Source organism: Kibdelosporangium phytohabitans (genome assembly GCF_001302585.1).
Taxonomy (GTDB): domain Bacteria; phylum Actinomycetota; class Actinomycetes; order Mycobacteriales; family Pseudonocardiaceae; genus Kibdelosporangium; species Kibdelosporangium phytohabitans.
Window position 1 is genome coordinate 7,450,768 of record NZ_CP012752.1, and the last position, 13,266, is coordinate 7,464,033.

Here is a 13,266-nt window from a genome sequence, read left to right on the forward strand (position 1 = left end):
AGGCCCATGCAGAGTCTGGCGTTGGTGGACGGGTGGCCGGTCGACAACGTGGCCGTGACGGTGATCGGGCGGGACGGCCGGATCCTCGGCTCGCGGGGTGATCAGGCGCACCTGTTCCCGCTGGCGTCCGTGACCAAGCTGCTGACCTCGTACGCCGTGCTCATCGCTGTCGAGGAAGGCGCGGTCGAGCTCGACGAGCCCGCCGGGCCGGAAGGCGCCACGGTCCGGCACCTGCTCGCGCACGCGTCCGGGCTGGCGATGTCGGAGGACAAGGTCCAGGCGCAGCCGGGCACCAGGCGGATCTACTCCAACGCCGGCTTCGAAGCGCTCGCGGAACACGTGCAGCAGGCGTCCGGGATTCCCTTCAACGCCTACCTCGCCGAGGCTGTGGTCGCGCCGCTCAGCATGAACGACACGACGTTGAAGGGCAGTCCGGCGCACGCCGGGGTGTCCACGTGCGCCGACCTGAGCCGGTTCGCCGCGGAACTGCTGGCGCCGACGCTCGTGTCCGGGCAGCTGTTCGACGAGGCCACGACTGTGGTCTTCCCCGGGCTCAACGGTGTCCTGCCCGGCTTCGGTCACCAGAAACCCAACGACTGGGGCCTCGGTTTCTCGCTCAGGGACCACAAGAGTCCGCATTGGACCGGGCAGCGCAACTCACCCGAGACGTTCGGGCACTTCGGGCAGAGCGGCACTTTCCTCTGGGTCGACCCGCGTGCCGGGATCGCCACGATCGCGTTGACCGACCGGGCTTTCGGCGAGTGGGCCGCCGAGGTGTGGCCCGTGCTCAGCGACGCGGTCCTCGAAGAGGCAAGTGCGTGATGCCGTTGATGAAGTTCGACGTCAGGCGCTTCGGCGCCGCGGCGAGCTGAACCTCCGGCAGTTTCAGGAACTCGCGGAAGAAGATCCGCAGCTGCAACCGCCCGAAGTGCGCACCCAGGCACAGGTGCGGGCCTTGGCCGAACGCGATGTGGTCGTTGGGCGTGCGCGTGATGTCGAAGCGGAACGGGTCGGGGAACCGGCGTTCGTCGTAGTGCGCTGACGCGTGGTACACGACGACCTTGTCACCGGCGCGGATCTGTTGCCCGGCAAGCACGACGTCCTGTGTCGCCGTCCGCCGGAAGCTCAGCACGGGCGGGTGCCAGCGCAGGATCTCCTCCACCGCCGTGTCCAGCAGGTCCGGGTCCGACCGCAGACGGCGGTATTCGGCGGGGTGCTCGACGAGTGCGAGAACACCGCCGGGCAGCGCGCTGCGGACGGTGTCGTTGCCCGCGATCACCACGAGGAAGAAGAACATCCGCAGCTCGGCCTCATCCAGTGCCCGGCCATCCACTGTGGCGGTGACCAGCGCGGACATCAGGTCCTCGCCGGGGTTTTCCCGTTTGGCCGCGGCGAGTTCGCTGGCGTAGCCGAACATGTCGGCCAGCATCGCCGGTGACCGCGGGTTCACCGGTTTGCCGGACGCGTCCCGGACGACCTCGTCGGCGTGTTCCGGGTCCTGGTAGGCGATCACGCGGTTCGTCCAGCGCAGCAACAGGTTCCGGTCGGCCGCGGGCACGCCCAGCAGATCCGCCAGGTTGAGCAGCGGGAAGTCGTCGGTCACGTCGACCGGCAGATCGCACTCCCCCGCGTCGCGCAGGCGCGCGAGCAGCGCCTCGGCACGCGCGGCGATCTCGGCGGCGGACTGTTCGAGCCTGCGCCGGGTGAAGACGGCCGCGACGATCTTGCGCAGCCGCTGGTGCTCGGGCGGGTCCATGTTCAGGATCATCCGGCGGATGAACGCCAGGTCGTCCGGTTCCGGATCGCGGATCTGGGTCGCTCCCAGCCACGACGAGAACACCTCCGGCGTCCGCAGCACGTGCTTGACGTCCGCGTACCGCGTCACCGCCCAGTAGCCGGGCCCGGCGGGCCAGTCGAGCACCGCGTGCTCGTCCTGCCAGCTGACCGGCTCCGTGTCCCGCAGTTGCCGGAACTCGGCGTGCGGCAGGCCCTGAGCGAACACCCGCGGATCGAACACATTCGGCACGCGGGAAAACTAACCCATGAGCAACGTCACATTCCTGCACGCCAGGCAAAGTTGCACGCCGGGCAAGATTACTCGGTAGCCTGATCGAGTGACACCCAAACCGGGGATCCGAGAGTCGAAGAAGCACGAGACGCGACGAGCGCTCGGCTTCGCCGCCTTCGACCTCGCCACCGAGCGAGGTCTGCAGGGCTTCGTCGTCGAGGACGTCACCACGCGGGCGGGCGTGTCCCGGCGGACCTTCTTCAACTACTTCAACCGCAAGGAAGAAGCCGTTGTCTCGGTCTGCGGGTTCGTGTTCGACGACGCCATGGCCGAGCTGCACCAGCGCCCGGCCGGCGAGCCGCTGTTCGACTCGTTGCGCGCGGTAGCCGGGGTGGTCATCAGCCCGGAGAACCTCGAACTGCTCAACCGGCTGTCCACCATCGCCACCGACTTCCACGACCTCGTGCCCTACGAGCTGGCAGTCAGGGAACGGATGGTGCTCGGCGCGCACGAGGCACTGGTCGCCCGGATGCCGCCCGGCTGCCCGTCGTTCTACCCCCTCGCGCTGGTCCACGCCGCGTTCGGCGTCATCCAGGCCGTGATCGTGCACGCCGCCGACCACCCGGAAGACCAGGTCACCGACCTCATCGACGAGGCCTTCGACTACCTGCGCGCCGGATTCCAGACCACCAAGAGCTGATCAACGCGGATCGGTCGCAACACACTTCGAAGGAGCACGCGGTGGCTAAGCTGCTGTACCGACTCGCGCACGCAGCACGACGGCGCCGGGGACTCGTCCTCGGCATCTGGCTGCTGGTACTGGCCATCGCGGGAATCGGTGCCCTCGGGTTCGCCGGGCAGACCACGAACCAGTTCGCCATCCCCGGCACCGAGTCCCAGCGGGCGCTCGACCACCTCAAGGACAAGCTGCCGCAGGCCGCGGGCGCGTCCGGGCGGATCGTGTTCGCCGCGCCGCAGGGCAAGACGCTCGAGGAGTCGAAGCAGGCCATCGAAGACGCCATGGCCAAGGTCGGCAAGTCCGACCAGGTCGCGGGCGCGTTCAGCCCGTTCGTCACCAAGGCCATCGGTGACGGCGGCCGGATCGGCCTCGCCCAGGTGCAGTTCTCGGTCTCCCCGCCGGAGGTGAAGGAGGAGACGAAGGAGGCGATCAAGAACACCGTCGAGGCGGTCGGCGAGTCGGCCGGGCTCGAGGTCGCCTACAGCCAGGAGATCGCCGGTGAGATGGTCGCGATCGGCGCCACCGAGGGCATCGGGGTGGTCATCGCGGCGATCGTGCTCGTGCTGACGTTCGGCTCGCTCGTGGCCGCCGGGTTGCCGATGCTGACCGCGCTGATCGGCGTGGGGATCGGCATCGCCGGTCTGTACGCGCTGACCAGCGTGATCGACATGTCCTCCACCGCGCCCGTGCTCGCGCTGATGCTGGGCCTCGCGGTCGGCATCGACTACGCGCTGTTCATCGTGCACCGGCACCGCAAGCAGGTGCTCGGCGGGATGGACGTCGACGAGTCGATCGCCCGCGCGATCGGCACCGCGGGCAGTGCCGTGTTCTTCGCCGGTCTCACCGTCATCATCGCCCTGGTCGGCCTGACGGTCGTGGGCATCCCGTTCCTGTCGGTGATGGGCCTGGCCGCCGCCGCGACCGTCGCGGTCGCCGTGCTGGTCGCGTTGACGCTGGTCCCGGCGATCCTCGGGTTCGTCGGCGGCCGGATCGTGTCGGCCAAGGCACGCGCCAAGGCCGGGACGCCCGGCAAGAAGGAGGCCTTCGGCTACCGCTGGGGCCGTGCGGTGGCCCGCCGCCCGATCACCGCGCTCGCGCTGATCGTCGTGTCGCTCGGTGCCATCGCGATCCCGGCGTTCTCACTGGAGATGGGCCTGCCGGACGACTCGACCGCGCAGGAGGGCAGCCCGCAGCAGCGCGCCAACGCACTGGTCACGCAGGCGTTCGGGCCCGGCTTCAGCGGTCCGCTCGTGGTCGTCGCCGACCTGCCGTCCGGCGTCAGCCCCGAGCAGGCGCTCGGCGCACTGGTCGGCAAGCTCAGCTCGGTCAAGGACGTCACCCGGGTCGTCCCCGCCGGCCTCAGCCCCGACAACACGTCGGCCGTGCTCCAGCTGATCCCGGGCAGCGGGCCGTCGACCGAGGCCACGAAGGAACTGGTCTCCCGGCTGCGTGAGCTGACCGGCGAGGTCAAGGCGCAGACCGGCTCGACCATCGGCGTCACCGGGCAGACCGCGCTGAACATCGACGTGTCGCAGAAGCTGTCCGACGCGCTGCCGACCTACCTGATCGTGATCGTCGGGCTGTCGCTGATCCTGCTGGCGATCATGTTCCGGTCGATCCTGGTGCCGATCAAGGCCACCGCGGGCTTCCTGCTCACCGTGGCCGCGTCGATCGGTGCCGTCGTGGCGATCTTCCAGTGGGGCTGGCTCGGCGACCTGCTCGGCCTCTCGCACGGCTCGCCGATCATCAGCTTCCTGCCGATCCTGATGACCGGCATCCTGTTCGGCCTGGCCATGGACTACGAGGTGTTCCTGGTCTCCGGGATGCGGGAGTCCTACGTGCACGGCGACACCCCGAAGGACGCGGTCGTCGACGGGCTCGGCCACAGCGCCCGCGTGGTCACCGCCGCCGCGCTGATCATGACCGCGGTGTTCCTCGGATTCGTGTTCTCGCACGACACCGTGATCAAGTCGATGGGCTTCGCGCTGGCGTTCGGCGTCATGGTCGACGCGTTCCTGATCCGGATGACGCTGGTCCCCGCGTTGATGACGCTCTTCGGCAAGGCCGCGTGGTGGTACCCCAAGGCACTCGACCGGATTACCCCGAACGTGGACGTCGAGGGCGAAACGCTCGCCCGCCACATCGGGCAGCGGGATCAGCAGGACAAGGTTCCCCAGCCGGTGTGACGATTCGGCGGTCGCGCAGCGCCCCGTCCGGGTAAGTTTGTGCGGCCGCCGACTCTCGCCCGACTAACAGAATCCGACACGTGAGCATTTGGGACCGTGCTGCCCGGTGGTCCGCCCGGCGCTGGCTGCGCAGGCTGGACGCCCGGCTGCAACCTGGCCACACCGCGGCCAGGCATGATCCGGTGATCGCCGGGGCGCTGGACCGCCACATCCAGGCGGTGCGGGCCCAATTGGACCGCGACGCCCGCCTGCGGGAAGGGCTCGTCACAGCGCCGCCGCTGGTGTTGCTCGCGATCTACGCCGAAGAGATCCACCAGGAGGCGGTCAAGGCAGGCTGGGAACCGCCGATCGCGTGGACGTCACTCGACGGCCTGTCGCTGCGCCTGCTCGCGTGCTGCGCGGTGGCTAAAGATCGTCCAGTCGCGCGCGCTCTACGCTGAGCCGCAACGCCTCCAGCAGATCCAGCGCCGTGTCGCCGTCCCGCTGCACGGGAATCGGCGGCTCGTGCGCCACAGCCGACTTCGCCTCGATCACCTCACCGAGCGCCCGCTGGTAGTCGTCGGTGAGCTCCTCCGGCCGGAACTCCGCGGCCATGCTCGCCACCAACGCCGTCGCCGCGGCGAGCTCTTGTGGACGCACCGTCATCTCCCTTCGCAGGAAGGGGAAATCCGCGGGCAGGACCTCATCCGGCCACAGCATGGTGTGCAGCACCAGCACATCGCCCATCGGCCGCACCGCGGCGAGCGTCTCCCGGCGGCGCATGCTGAACTTCACGATCGCGAGCCGTCGCGTGCGTTCCATCGCCAGCCGCAGCAAGGTGTACGGCTGCACGGCGTTGTCGTCGGGCTCCAGGTGGTAACCACGGTGGAAGTACAGCGGCGGGACATCACCGGCCGGGACGAACCGCATCACCTGCATGGTCCGGTCCGACGGGCTCGGCAACGTGTCGAAGTCGGATTGTTCCATCAGCACGATCCGGCCGTCGGGCAGCTCGTACCCCCTTGTCACGTCGGCGAAGTCGATCTCGTCCGCGCACGCCTCGCACTCGCGGCGGTAGCGGATCCGCCCGGCGTCGGCCCGGTGCACGTGGTGGAACCGGAAGTCGTGGTCCTTCGTGGCCGCGTACGCCCGCACCCCGATCGTCACCAGGCCGATCGCCATGGCCCCGCGCCAGACAGCTCGCATGTCCTCCGTGCTACCCGCCGCCGCGGCGAGAAAACAGGGCCATTAGGGGATGGCTGCGACAGCGTCCACTTCGATCATGAACTCGGGCCGGAACAGGCCCGCGACCTGGATCAGCGAACTGGCCGGGTTGGGCCGGTCGCCGAGCACCGGCCGGACGAACTCGTCCCGGACGTCCCTGACCACCTGCACCTCGGTGACGTCGGTCAGGTACCAGTTGAAGCGCAGCACGTCGGCCCAGCCCGCGCCGCCGGCCCTGAGCACGTTCTCCAGGTTGCGCAGGCACTGCCTGGTTTGCGCGGCCAGGTCGCCCTGGCCGACCAGCAGGCCGTTCTCGTCGATGGCGACCTGGCCGGAGATGAAGGCCAGCGTGCCGGAAGCCGTCACGGCGTGGGCGTATCCGTTGCCGGGCGCGTTGCCCGCCGCTTCGGCGATTCGGTCGTGGATGGGCATGTCAGCGTCCTCAGGTAGTCGTCGATCAGCTGGATCTGCCGGTCCGGCGGGAACCGGTCCGGGTCGAACAAGGCCTGCACGACCAGGCCGTGGGTGAGCGCGGCCGCGGACGCGACCACGTCGTCCACCTGCCTGTCCGGCGGGATCTCACCGTTGCCGACCGCGGCGACGACGTGTGGCCGCAGCTTGGCGCGCCAGCGTTCGTAGCGCGCGGTCTCGGTCGCCGCGAGTTCCGGGTCGCCGATGGCCGCGTCCCAGAAGCTCACCCAGACCCGGTTCATCGCGACGGCTTGCGGCGTCAGCGACAACACGTCCAGCAGGTACGCGCGCAACGCGGCCAGGCCGGTCACGTCGAGATCCCGGTACAGCGTCGCCAGAGTCCGTTCCTCCGCGACGGAGTGGGCGTACCGGACCAGGTCGCGTTTGGCCGGGAAGTAGTGCGTCAGCATCCCGGTCGACGCACCCAGCTCCGCTGCCACGGCACGCAGCGTGAGCTGCCCGAATCCGCGTTCGGCGAGCACGCGCCACACCGCTTCGGACACGTCGCGCCGCCGTGCCTCGTGATCACCGGGTGCTGGGGGCATGGCATGATGGTACATAACAAACGTTTGGTACGGAGGAACTGGGGATGCTCGCTGCAGCGCTGACCGACGACGCCGAACTGCGTCAGCTGGAACCGTGGAACGCCGAGGAATTCACCGCGCACATGACGCGCACGCGCGACTACGCCGGGCCGTGGATCCCATGGGCCAACATGATCACGGACATCGACGCCGGACGCCGTTTCCTGCTGGGCTACGCCGACCGGCAGGCCAAGGACACCGGCCGCCTCTACGGCATCTGGGCGGACGGGAAGCTGGTGGGTGGCACCGGGTTCCGCGTGTTCGACGCGGCGAACGGCGTGTGCGAACTCGGTGTGTGGCTGGATCCGGCCGCCGCGGGCCGAGGCCTGATCACCAAGGCAGCCAGGTACATGATCGACTGGGCCGTCCGCGACCGCGGCATGTCCAGGGTGCAGTGGCAGACCCGGCCGGACAACGAACGCAGCATCGCTGTGGCCCGACGACTCGGCATGACCAAGGAAGCCGTCATGCGGTCGGCGTCGGACGGCGGCCGGTACGACGTGGAGATGTGGTCGGTGCTGGCGTCCGAGTGGACCGCCGGGTCGGGCTCGATGTCCCTGCGGCTGGCCGAGAACACCGAACTGCGGGCACTGGAACCGTGGAACGCCGAGGAGTTCGCCCAGAACATCGACCGCGTCCGTGACTACATCGGACCGTGGGTCGGGATGGCGCACATGGTCACCGACACCGACAGCGGCCGGACGGTCCTGCAGAGGTACGCGGACAAGCAGGCAGCCGGCAACGGCCGGATCTACGGTATCTGGATCGACGGCAAACTCATGGGTGGCACGCTGTTCCGGACCTTCGACGCGGCGAACAGCATGTGCGAGATCGGCGTCTGGCTGGACCCGGCGGCCACCGGCGGCGGCCTGATCACGCGCGCCTGCCGCCACATGATCGACTGGGCGGTATGCGTTCGCGGAATGTCGCGCGTCGAATGGCGCTGCAGCCCGGAGAACGAACGCAGCGGCGCTGTGGCACAACGACTTGGGATGACACTGGAGGGCGTGCTCCGATCGGAGTACCCCCTCGGCGGCGTCCGTCAGGACGCGCAGGTCTGGTCGTTGCTGGCCGCCGAATGGCGGGCGCGGAAGTAGGATCGGCCGGGTGACGGACAAGGACGACCTGGTCGCCGGTCGATACCGGCTGGCCGGCCGGATCGGCCGAGGCGCGATGGGTGTGGTCTGGCGCGCGCACGACGAGCGCCTCGACCGCACCGTCGCGGTCAAGCTCCTGTCGTTCGACGCGGCGGAGGACGAGCAGGTGTTCCGCGAGGCCCGCCTGGCCGCGAAGATCCAGCACCCCAACGCGATCCAGGTGCACGACGTGGTCGAGCACGACGGCCGCCCGTGCCTGATCATGGAGTACCTGCCGTCGGACAGCCTGTCCGCGGTGCTGACCGGCCGCGGCGCGCTGCCGGCCGACGAGGTGGCCAGGATCGGCGCGCAGATCGCCGGTGCGCTCGCCGCCGCGCACGACGCGGGCATCGTCCACCGGGACATCAAGCCGGACAACGTCCTCATCGGGCCGGACGGCACGGTGAAGATCACCGACTTCGGCATATCGCGGCTGATCGGCGAGGGCACGGCGACCGGCAGCGGCATCATCGCCGGGACACCGGCGTACCTCGCGCCCGAGATCGCGTGTGGCGGCACGGCCGGGTTCCCGTCCGACGTCTACTCGCTCGGCTCGACGCTCTACACCGCGACGGAAGGCGCTCCCCCGTACGGCTTCGACGAGAACCCGATCGTCCTGTTGCGACGAGTCGCCACCGGCGAGATCGCCCCGCCACGCCAGTCCGGCGCGCTCGGGCCGCTGCTGCTGTGGCTGTTGTGCGCGGACCCGAGCCAACGCCCGAGCATGCGCGAAGCCCACGAGCACCTCGCGACCGGGAAACCGCCGCCGCAGGCTCAGCCGTACGCGGCGACGATGACGCTGCCGTCCCGGAAACCACGCAGGCGCGGCATTCTCGTCACGGCCGCGGCCGTCGCGCTTGTCGCGTTGGGACTCGTCATGGGTCTGGCGATCAACCGCGACGGTGAATCGGCGACGCTGCCGTCCAACGCGCCGACCACCCCGCCGACGACCACGACCGCCGGACCGTCGTCCTGTCAGGCGGATTACCAGATCACGAACTCGTGGCAGGACGGCTATGAAGCGCTTGTCACCATCCGCAGCAGCACAGCCGCACGCCTCAACGGCTGGACCGTGACCTGGATGCTGCCCGGCGGGCACAGCATCAACAACCTGTGGAACGGAACGCTGTCACTGGACGGCAAGACTGTGCGTGTGGCACCGGCACAGTGGAACACCGCCGTCGACTCGAAGACGTCGTTCGGCTTCATCGCGGCCACGAACGGCACCCGTCCCGTGACACCGGACGTGGTGTGCACAGCGCGATAGCTGTCACGTACACGGTCACATGTACGCGATGGCGATCTGCGCGTCGCGCGCCTCGACCCGGGACAGCCGCTCGTGCAGGACGTCCGAGTACAGCCAGTCGCGGATCGGTGCGGCCGGGTCCCGCGGCCCCCACCACAACATCGGCTCGTGCTGCTTGGCGATCTGCTCGGCCCAGTGCAGCGCCAGTGCCGTGAGCCCGGCGTCCGCGTCGGCACCGGTCAGCGTGTCGAGGTACGCCAGCCACGGCCGCAGGTCCTGGTCGATGTTGGCGGCGGCGCAGATCAGCCGCTCGACGGTGAACGGGGCCACTCCCCCGGTGACGGCACGCGTCACCATGTCACGCACGGCCTCGCGCAGCGCGGTCTGCTGCGTGTCCGGCCAGGTCGAGAAACCCGCGAAGGTGAGCCCGTGCAGCAGCCGCTCGTCGGGCGACTCCGCCAGTGCGGCCAGGATGCGCGGTGCGAGTCCGCGCCAGATCAGCCCGTACTGCTGCTCGGACCAGTGGTCGGTGACCTCGTACGCGAACGACCAGGCAAGGCTGTCGGGCACCAGCGCCGGGTCGCCGCCGAGCAGGTCCAGATCGGACTGGGAGTAGCAGTGGGTGCAGCCCTCCACCGCACCGACTCGCGGCACGTCCGCGAACACCTCGTCGAGATCCATGCGCACACGCTACGACGTGCGCGGGGCGGATCACGACGCCTTTTGCGCCACCTCGAGCTCGCTGTCCGGGACGATCCGGTTGGCGATGGAGTCGAGGCGCATCCGCAACCGCAGCACGTCGCCGCGGAAGGTGCTCTGCCGCTGCTGTCCGAGCGTCCAGCGCTCGACGAACTCGCAGCACACGTCCAGTACCCGGTTGGCGGCTGCCAGCGACTCGGGCGTCTGGTGGCTGTCGACCGCGAGCAGGTCGGCCATGTGCCCGGCCAGTTCCTCGACGTCCACGACGACGTCAGCGACGGCCCGGTCCGGCAGCAGGACAGGGCGGTACATCACCAAGTGCACCCAGACCAGTGGCCCAAGCATGCGCTCCTCGACGCCCGTCACCATGCGGCGGGGTTACCCGCGCCGCGAAGCTGTCAAACCGCTGTCGGCGGGAACCTGGCGGATTTTCCGGAAGTTGGTCCGTTCGTCCGAGCCACTCACCCACGGGAGGTACTCTCAATGGCCGCGATCACGAAATGGTCACGAGCGACCGGGACCCTCGGCCTGCTCGGTGTCGCGGCCTCGGTCCTCCTGATCGGCCTCCTGCACGTCCTGCCGCCGTCCTCGGAAGTGAGCGTCGTACGCCGCACCATCAGCGAGTACGGCCTGCTCGAGAACGCGTGGGTGTTCAACCTCGGTGTGTTCGCGCTGGCGCTGGGTTCGCTCGCGGTGCTGGCCACATTGGTCGGCAGGAACGTGATCAGGCCGTTCTCGGTGTCGTCGGTGCTGATCACGTCGTGGAGCCTGTGCCTGATGGCGGTCGTGGTGTTCCCCAAGAACAACTGGGCGATCGGCCCGAGCGTCGGCGGCATGATCCACCGCTACGCCAGCGTGGTCGCGTTCATCAGCCTGCCCGTCGCCGCGATCCTGGCCGGTCGGGCGGCGAAGGCGGCGTGGCCGGTCTGGCTCGGCGTGCTGTCGCTCGGCTGGTTCGGGTTGATCATCGGCGCCGTGCTGCTGCAGCCCTTCACCGGCGTGAACTGGTGGATCGCCATTCCGCTCGGTGCCGTGGAGCTAGGGCTGCTCATGACCGAAGTCGCGGCGGTGGCAGCCCTCGCTGTGGTCAGGACGGCCCCGTCACCCGCAATGCTCGAACGGGCTGTCGTAGCGGGCTGAACCGGCCGACCCGCCCCACTTGACACATTTGGCCGGAGCGGCGGCGCGGACAGGTCCGGCGTAGTACTCGAAATTGCCGGAATCTGTCACCCGATCGGCGCCTTGCACTTCCAAATAGGCGGAGACGGCGGACGCCGCACCGATCGAAGTCTTCTTGATCGTCACCACGCAGTTCTGCGACGTCCCGTTGTTCCACAGCAAATGCACAGTCGCCGCCGAACCGATAGCCGCCTCGTCGACCTGGTTGAACCCGCTGCCGCAGACCTCGGTCGCGTCGTGGGGGTTCTCACCGCCGCCACAATTGCGTGAGGTCAGCGTCTGGTTCGGGTAGCCGAACGTGGCACCGTTGAACACGGCTTTCTGGATGTTCGCCGGATAGGACGCGTCGGTGGTGCGCACCTCGTAGTGCAGGTGCGGCGAGATGTTGTTGCCCGGTTTGCTGGTGTTGCCCACCTCGCCGATCTTCTGACCACGGGTGACCTGCGCGTTCAGCGCGACCGACCGGACGCGCAGGTGCGCGTAGTAGGTCGACCAGCCGCCGCCGTGGTCGATCTTGACCAGGTTGCCGTAACCGTTGGCCGAGCCCTGGTGCGCCGAGATGACCACTTTGCCCGCGGCGGCGGCGACAACGGTGTCACCGAGATCCGCGTCCGGTGTGCCGCCCCTGTTGAAGTCGAGCTCCCACGACCGGTGCGCGCTGGAATTGCTCGAGTTGCCCGTCCACGACTGATTGCACGGGAAAGGCAACTGGAAGGCGGGTCTCGGTCCGGCCGCGCCCGCGCTCGGCGCGAGCACAATGAATCCCACTCCCGCGATCAGCGCGACTCCGAGGCTGATCAACCGTCTGACTCTCATCGCCGGTCCCTTCGCTGGATGCACGGCGCGAGTGTCGGGTGGACACTTACAAGAAAGATACAAGCCAAGTTCTACAAAAAGATGACGCGACGTTCAATTCATGTATTATGTCGGGAATGAGCCGACCGATGGTGACCAGGCGCAGGGAAGTCAGCCACACCAGTGCGCGTTCACTGCTGATGACCCTACTCGGTGAGTACGTCCTGCCGCGCGACCGCCCCGTCTGGACCTCCGTCCTGGTCAACACGCTGGCGAAATTCGAGATCGAGGAGAAATCCGCCCGCCAGGCCCTCGCCCGCACCGCCGCGGAGGGCTGGCTGACCTCCGACCGCGTCGGCCGCAGGGTCCGCTGGTCGCTCACCCAGCCGGGCCGCAAACTGCTGACCGAGGGAGCGCGCCGGATCTACGAGTTCGGCAGCGTGGAAAGGCAGTGGGACAGCCGCTGGCTCGTGCTGCTCGTGTCGGTCCCCGAGTCCAAACGGGACCTTCGGCACCGGCTGCGCACCCGGCTGACGTGGGCGGGCTTCGGCTCACCGGAGGCGGGCGTGTGGATCTGCCCGGACGTGAGCAGGCAGGAGGAGGCCGAGGAGATCCTCAGCTCGCTCGAGCTCACCCGTGGCGCCATGTCGTTCGTGGCCGGGTACGGCTCGATCGGCGAGGTCGGTTCGATGGTCGCCCGCGCATGGGACCTGTCCGAAGTGGAGCGCCGGTACGAGGAGTTCATCGAGGAGTTCGCCGGGACCTCGCCGGATGACGGGCCCGCCACCCTGCACGCGCAGACCCGGCTCGTGCACGAATGGCGTCGTTTCCCGTTCCTCGACCCCCGGTTGCCCACCGATCTGCTTCCCGCCAACTGGCGCGGCTCCCAGGCCGCCCAGCTCTTTCACCGCAAGCACCAGGAATGGCGTCCCGCCGCTCAGGAGCACTGGGACAAGCTCGACTAGTGGCAGGGAGGGTGGGCGCCCCCATCCGCGCACGGGCTAAAACCAGGTCGCGGGC

At 68.9% G+C, this 13,266-nt stretch carries 15 protein-coding genes; 8 read left to right on the plus strand and 7 right to left on the minus strand.

Annotated features, from left to right (window positions below):
* Window positions 1-6 precede the first annotated feature (6 nt).
* Window positions 7-822: a serine hydrolase domain-containing protein gene (locus AOZ06_RS33500; protein WP_054293049.1), complete on the plus strand. Its 816-nt coding sequence runs from the start codon at window positions 7-9 to the stop codon at window positions 820-822.
* Here the strand turns inward: AOZ06_RS33500 and AOZ06_RS33505 are convergent.
* Entirely contained in the window at window positions 788-2,026 is a 1,239-nt protein-coding gene (locus AOZ06_RS33505; protein WP_218921821.1) for a cytochrome P450, read from the minus strand. The genes AOZ06_RS33500 and AOZ06_RS33505 overlap by 35 nt on opposite strands.
* Window positions 2,027-2,114: 88 nt before the next feature.
* Between AOZ06_RS33505 and AOZ06_RS33510 the strand changes: the two genes are divergently transcribed.
* The 3 genes from AOZ06_RS33510 (at window position 2,115) to AOZ06_RS33520 (ending at window position 5,373) form a co-directional block, all read left to right on the plus strand.
* Entirely contained in the window at window positions 2,115-2,708 is a 594-nt protein-coding gene (locus AOZ06_RS33510; protein WP_054293051.1) for a TetR/AcrR family transcriptional regulator, read from the plus strand.
* 41 nt (window positions 2,709-2,749) lie between these two features.
* On the plus strand, window positions 2,750-4,933 hold the full coding sequence (locus AOZ06_RS33515; protein WP_054293052.1) for an MMPL family transporter: 2,184 nt from the start codon (window positions 2,750-2,752) through the stop codon (window positions 4,931-4,933).
* An 80-nt stretch (window positions 4,934-5,013) separates the two neighbouring features.
* The gene (locus AOZ06_RS33520; RefSeq protein ID WP_054293053.1) at window positions 5,014-5,373 is read left to right on the plus strand and encodes a DUF6401 family natural product biosynthesis protein; all 360 of its coding nucleotides are present in this window, start codon (window positions 5,014-5,016) and stop codon (window positions 5,371-5,373) included.
* Here AOZ06_RS33520 and ku read toward each other — a convergent pair.
* From ku to AOZ06_RS33535, 3 genes are read right to left on the minus strand one after another with little or no spacing between them, the layout of a single operon-like run.
* On the minus strand, window positions 5,339-6,118 hold the full coding sequence (ku, locus tag AOZ06_RS33525) for a non-homologous end joining protein Ku (protein WP_054293054.1): 780 nt from the start codon (window positions 6,116-6,118) through the stop codon (window positions 5,339-5,341). The two genes, AOZ06_RS33520 and ku, sit on opposite strands and share 35 nt — an antisense overlap.
* Window positions 6,119-6,160: 42 nt before the next feature.
* Complete coding sequence (locus tag AOZ06_RS33530; RefSeq protein ID WP_054293055.1) at window positions 6,161-6,568, minus strand: RidA family protein; 408 nt, start codon at window positions 6,566-6,568, stop codon at window positions 6,161-6,163.
* Complete coding sequence (locus tag AOZ06_RS33535) at window positions 6,499-7,152, minus strand: TetR/AcrR family transcriptional regulator (protein WP_054293056.1); 654 nt, start codon at window positions 7,150-7,152, stop codon at window positions 6,499-6,501. The genes AOZ06_RS33530 and AOZ06_RS33535 overlap by 70 nt, the downstream gene beginning before the upstream one ends.
* 44 nt (window positions 7,153-7,196) lie before the next feature.
* Between AOZ06_RS33535 and AOZ06_RS60505 the strand changes: the two genes are divergently transcribed.
* Window positions 7,197-8,288, plus strand: a complete 1,092-nt coding sequence (locus tag AOZ06_RS60505) for a GNAT family N-acetyltransferase (protein WP_225952965.1) — start codon at window positions 7,197-7,199, stop codon at window positions 8,286-8,288.
* A 10-nt stretch (window positions 8,289-8,298) separates the two neighbouring features.
* Window positions 8,299-9,594 (plus strand): serine/threonine-protein kinase, encoded by a 1,296-nt coding sequence (locus AOZ06_RS33550; protein WP_054293057.1) that lies wholly within the window; start codon window positions 8,299-8,301, stop codon window positions 9,592-9,594.
* 15 nt (window positions 9,595-9,609) lie between these two features.
* Here the strand turns inward: AOZ06_RS33550 and AOZ06_RS33555 are convergent, their stop codons facing one another.
* The gene (locus AOZ06_RS33555; RefSeq protein WP_054293058.1) at window positions 9,610-10,254 is read right to left on the minus strand and encodes a hypothetical protein; all 645 of its coding nucleotides are present in this window, start codon (window positions 10,252-10,254) and stop codon (window positions 9,610-9,612) included.
* 30 nt (window positions 10,255-10,284) lie between these two features.
* A complete protein-coding gene (locus tag AOZ06_RS33560) occupies window positions 10,285-10,617 on the minus strand; it encodes a hypothetical protein (protein ID WP_157233402.1) in 333 nt (110 codons plus the stop codon).
* A 138-nt stretch (window positions 10,618-10,755) separates the two neighbouring features.
* On the opposite strand from AOZ06_RS33560, the gene AOZ06_RS33565 reads away from it, so the two are divergent.
* Window positions 10,756-11,412 carry a DUF998 domain-containing protein gene (locus tag AOZ06_RS33565; RefSeq protein WP_054293060.1) on the plus strand — a complete coding sequence of 219 codons (657 nt, stop codon included), beginning with the start codon at window positions 10,756-10,758 and terminating at the stop codon, window positions 11,410-11,412.
* On the opposite strand, the gene AOZ06_RS33570 is transcribed toward AOZ06_RS33565, so the two are convergent.
* Window positions 11,374-12,267, minus strand: a complete 894-nt coding sequence (locus tag AOZ06_RS33570; RefSeq protein ID WP_054293061.1) for a M23 family metallopeptidase — start codon at window positions 12,265-12,267, stop codon at window positions 11,374-11,376. The two genes, AOZ06_RS33565 and AOZ06_RS33570, sit on opposite strands and share 39 nt — an antisense overlap.
* Before the next feature lie 128 nt (window positions 12,268-12,395).
* Here AOZ06_RS33570 and AOZ06_RS33575 point away from each other — a divergent pair, with 128 nt between their 5' ends.
* On the plus strand, window positions 12,396-13,211 hold the full coding sequence (locus AOZ06_RS33575) for a PaaX family transcriptional regulator (RefSeq protein WP_225953466.1): 816 nt from the start codon (window positions 12,396-12,398) through the stop codon (window positions 13,209-13,211).
* Window positions 13,212-13,266 lie beyond the last annotated feature (55 nt).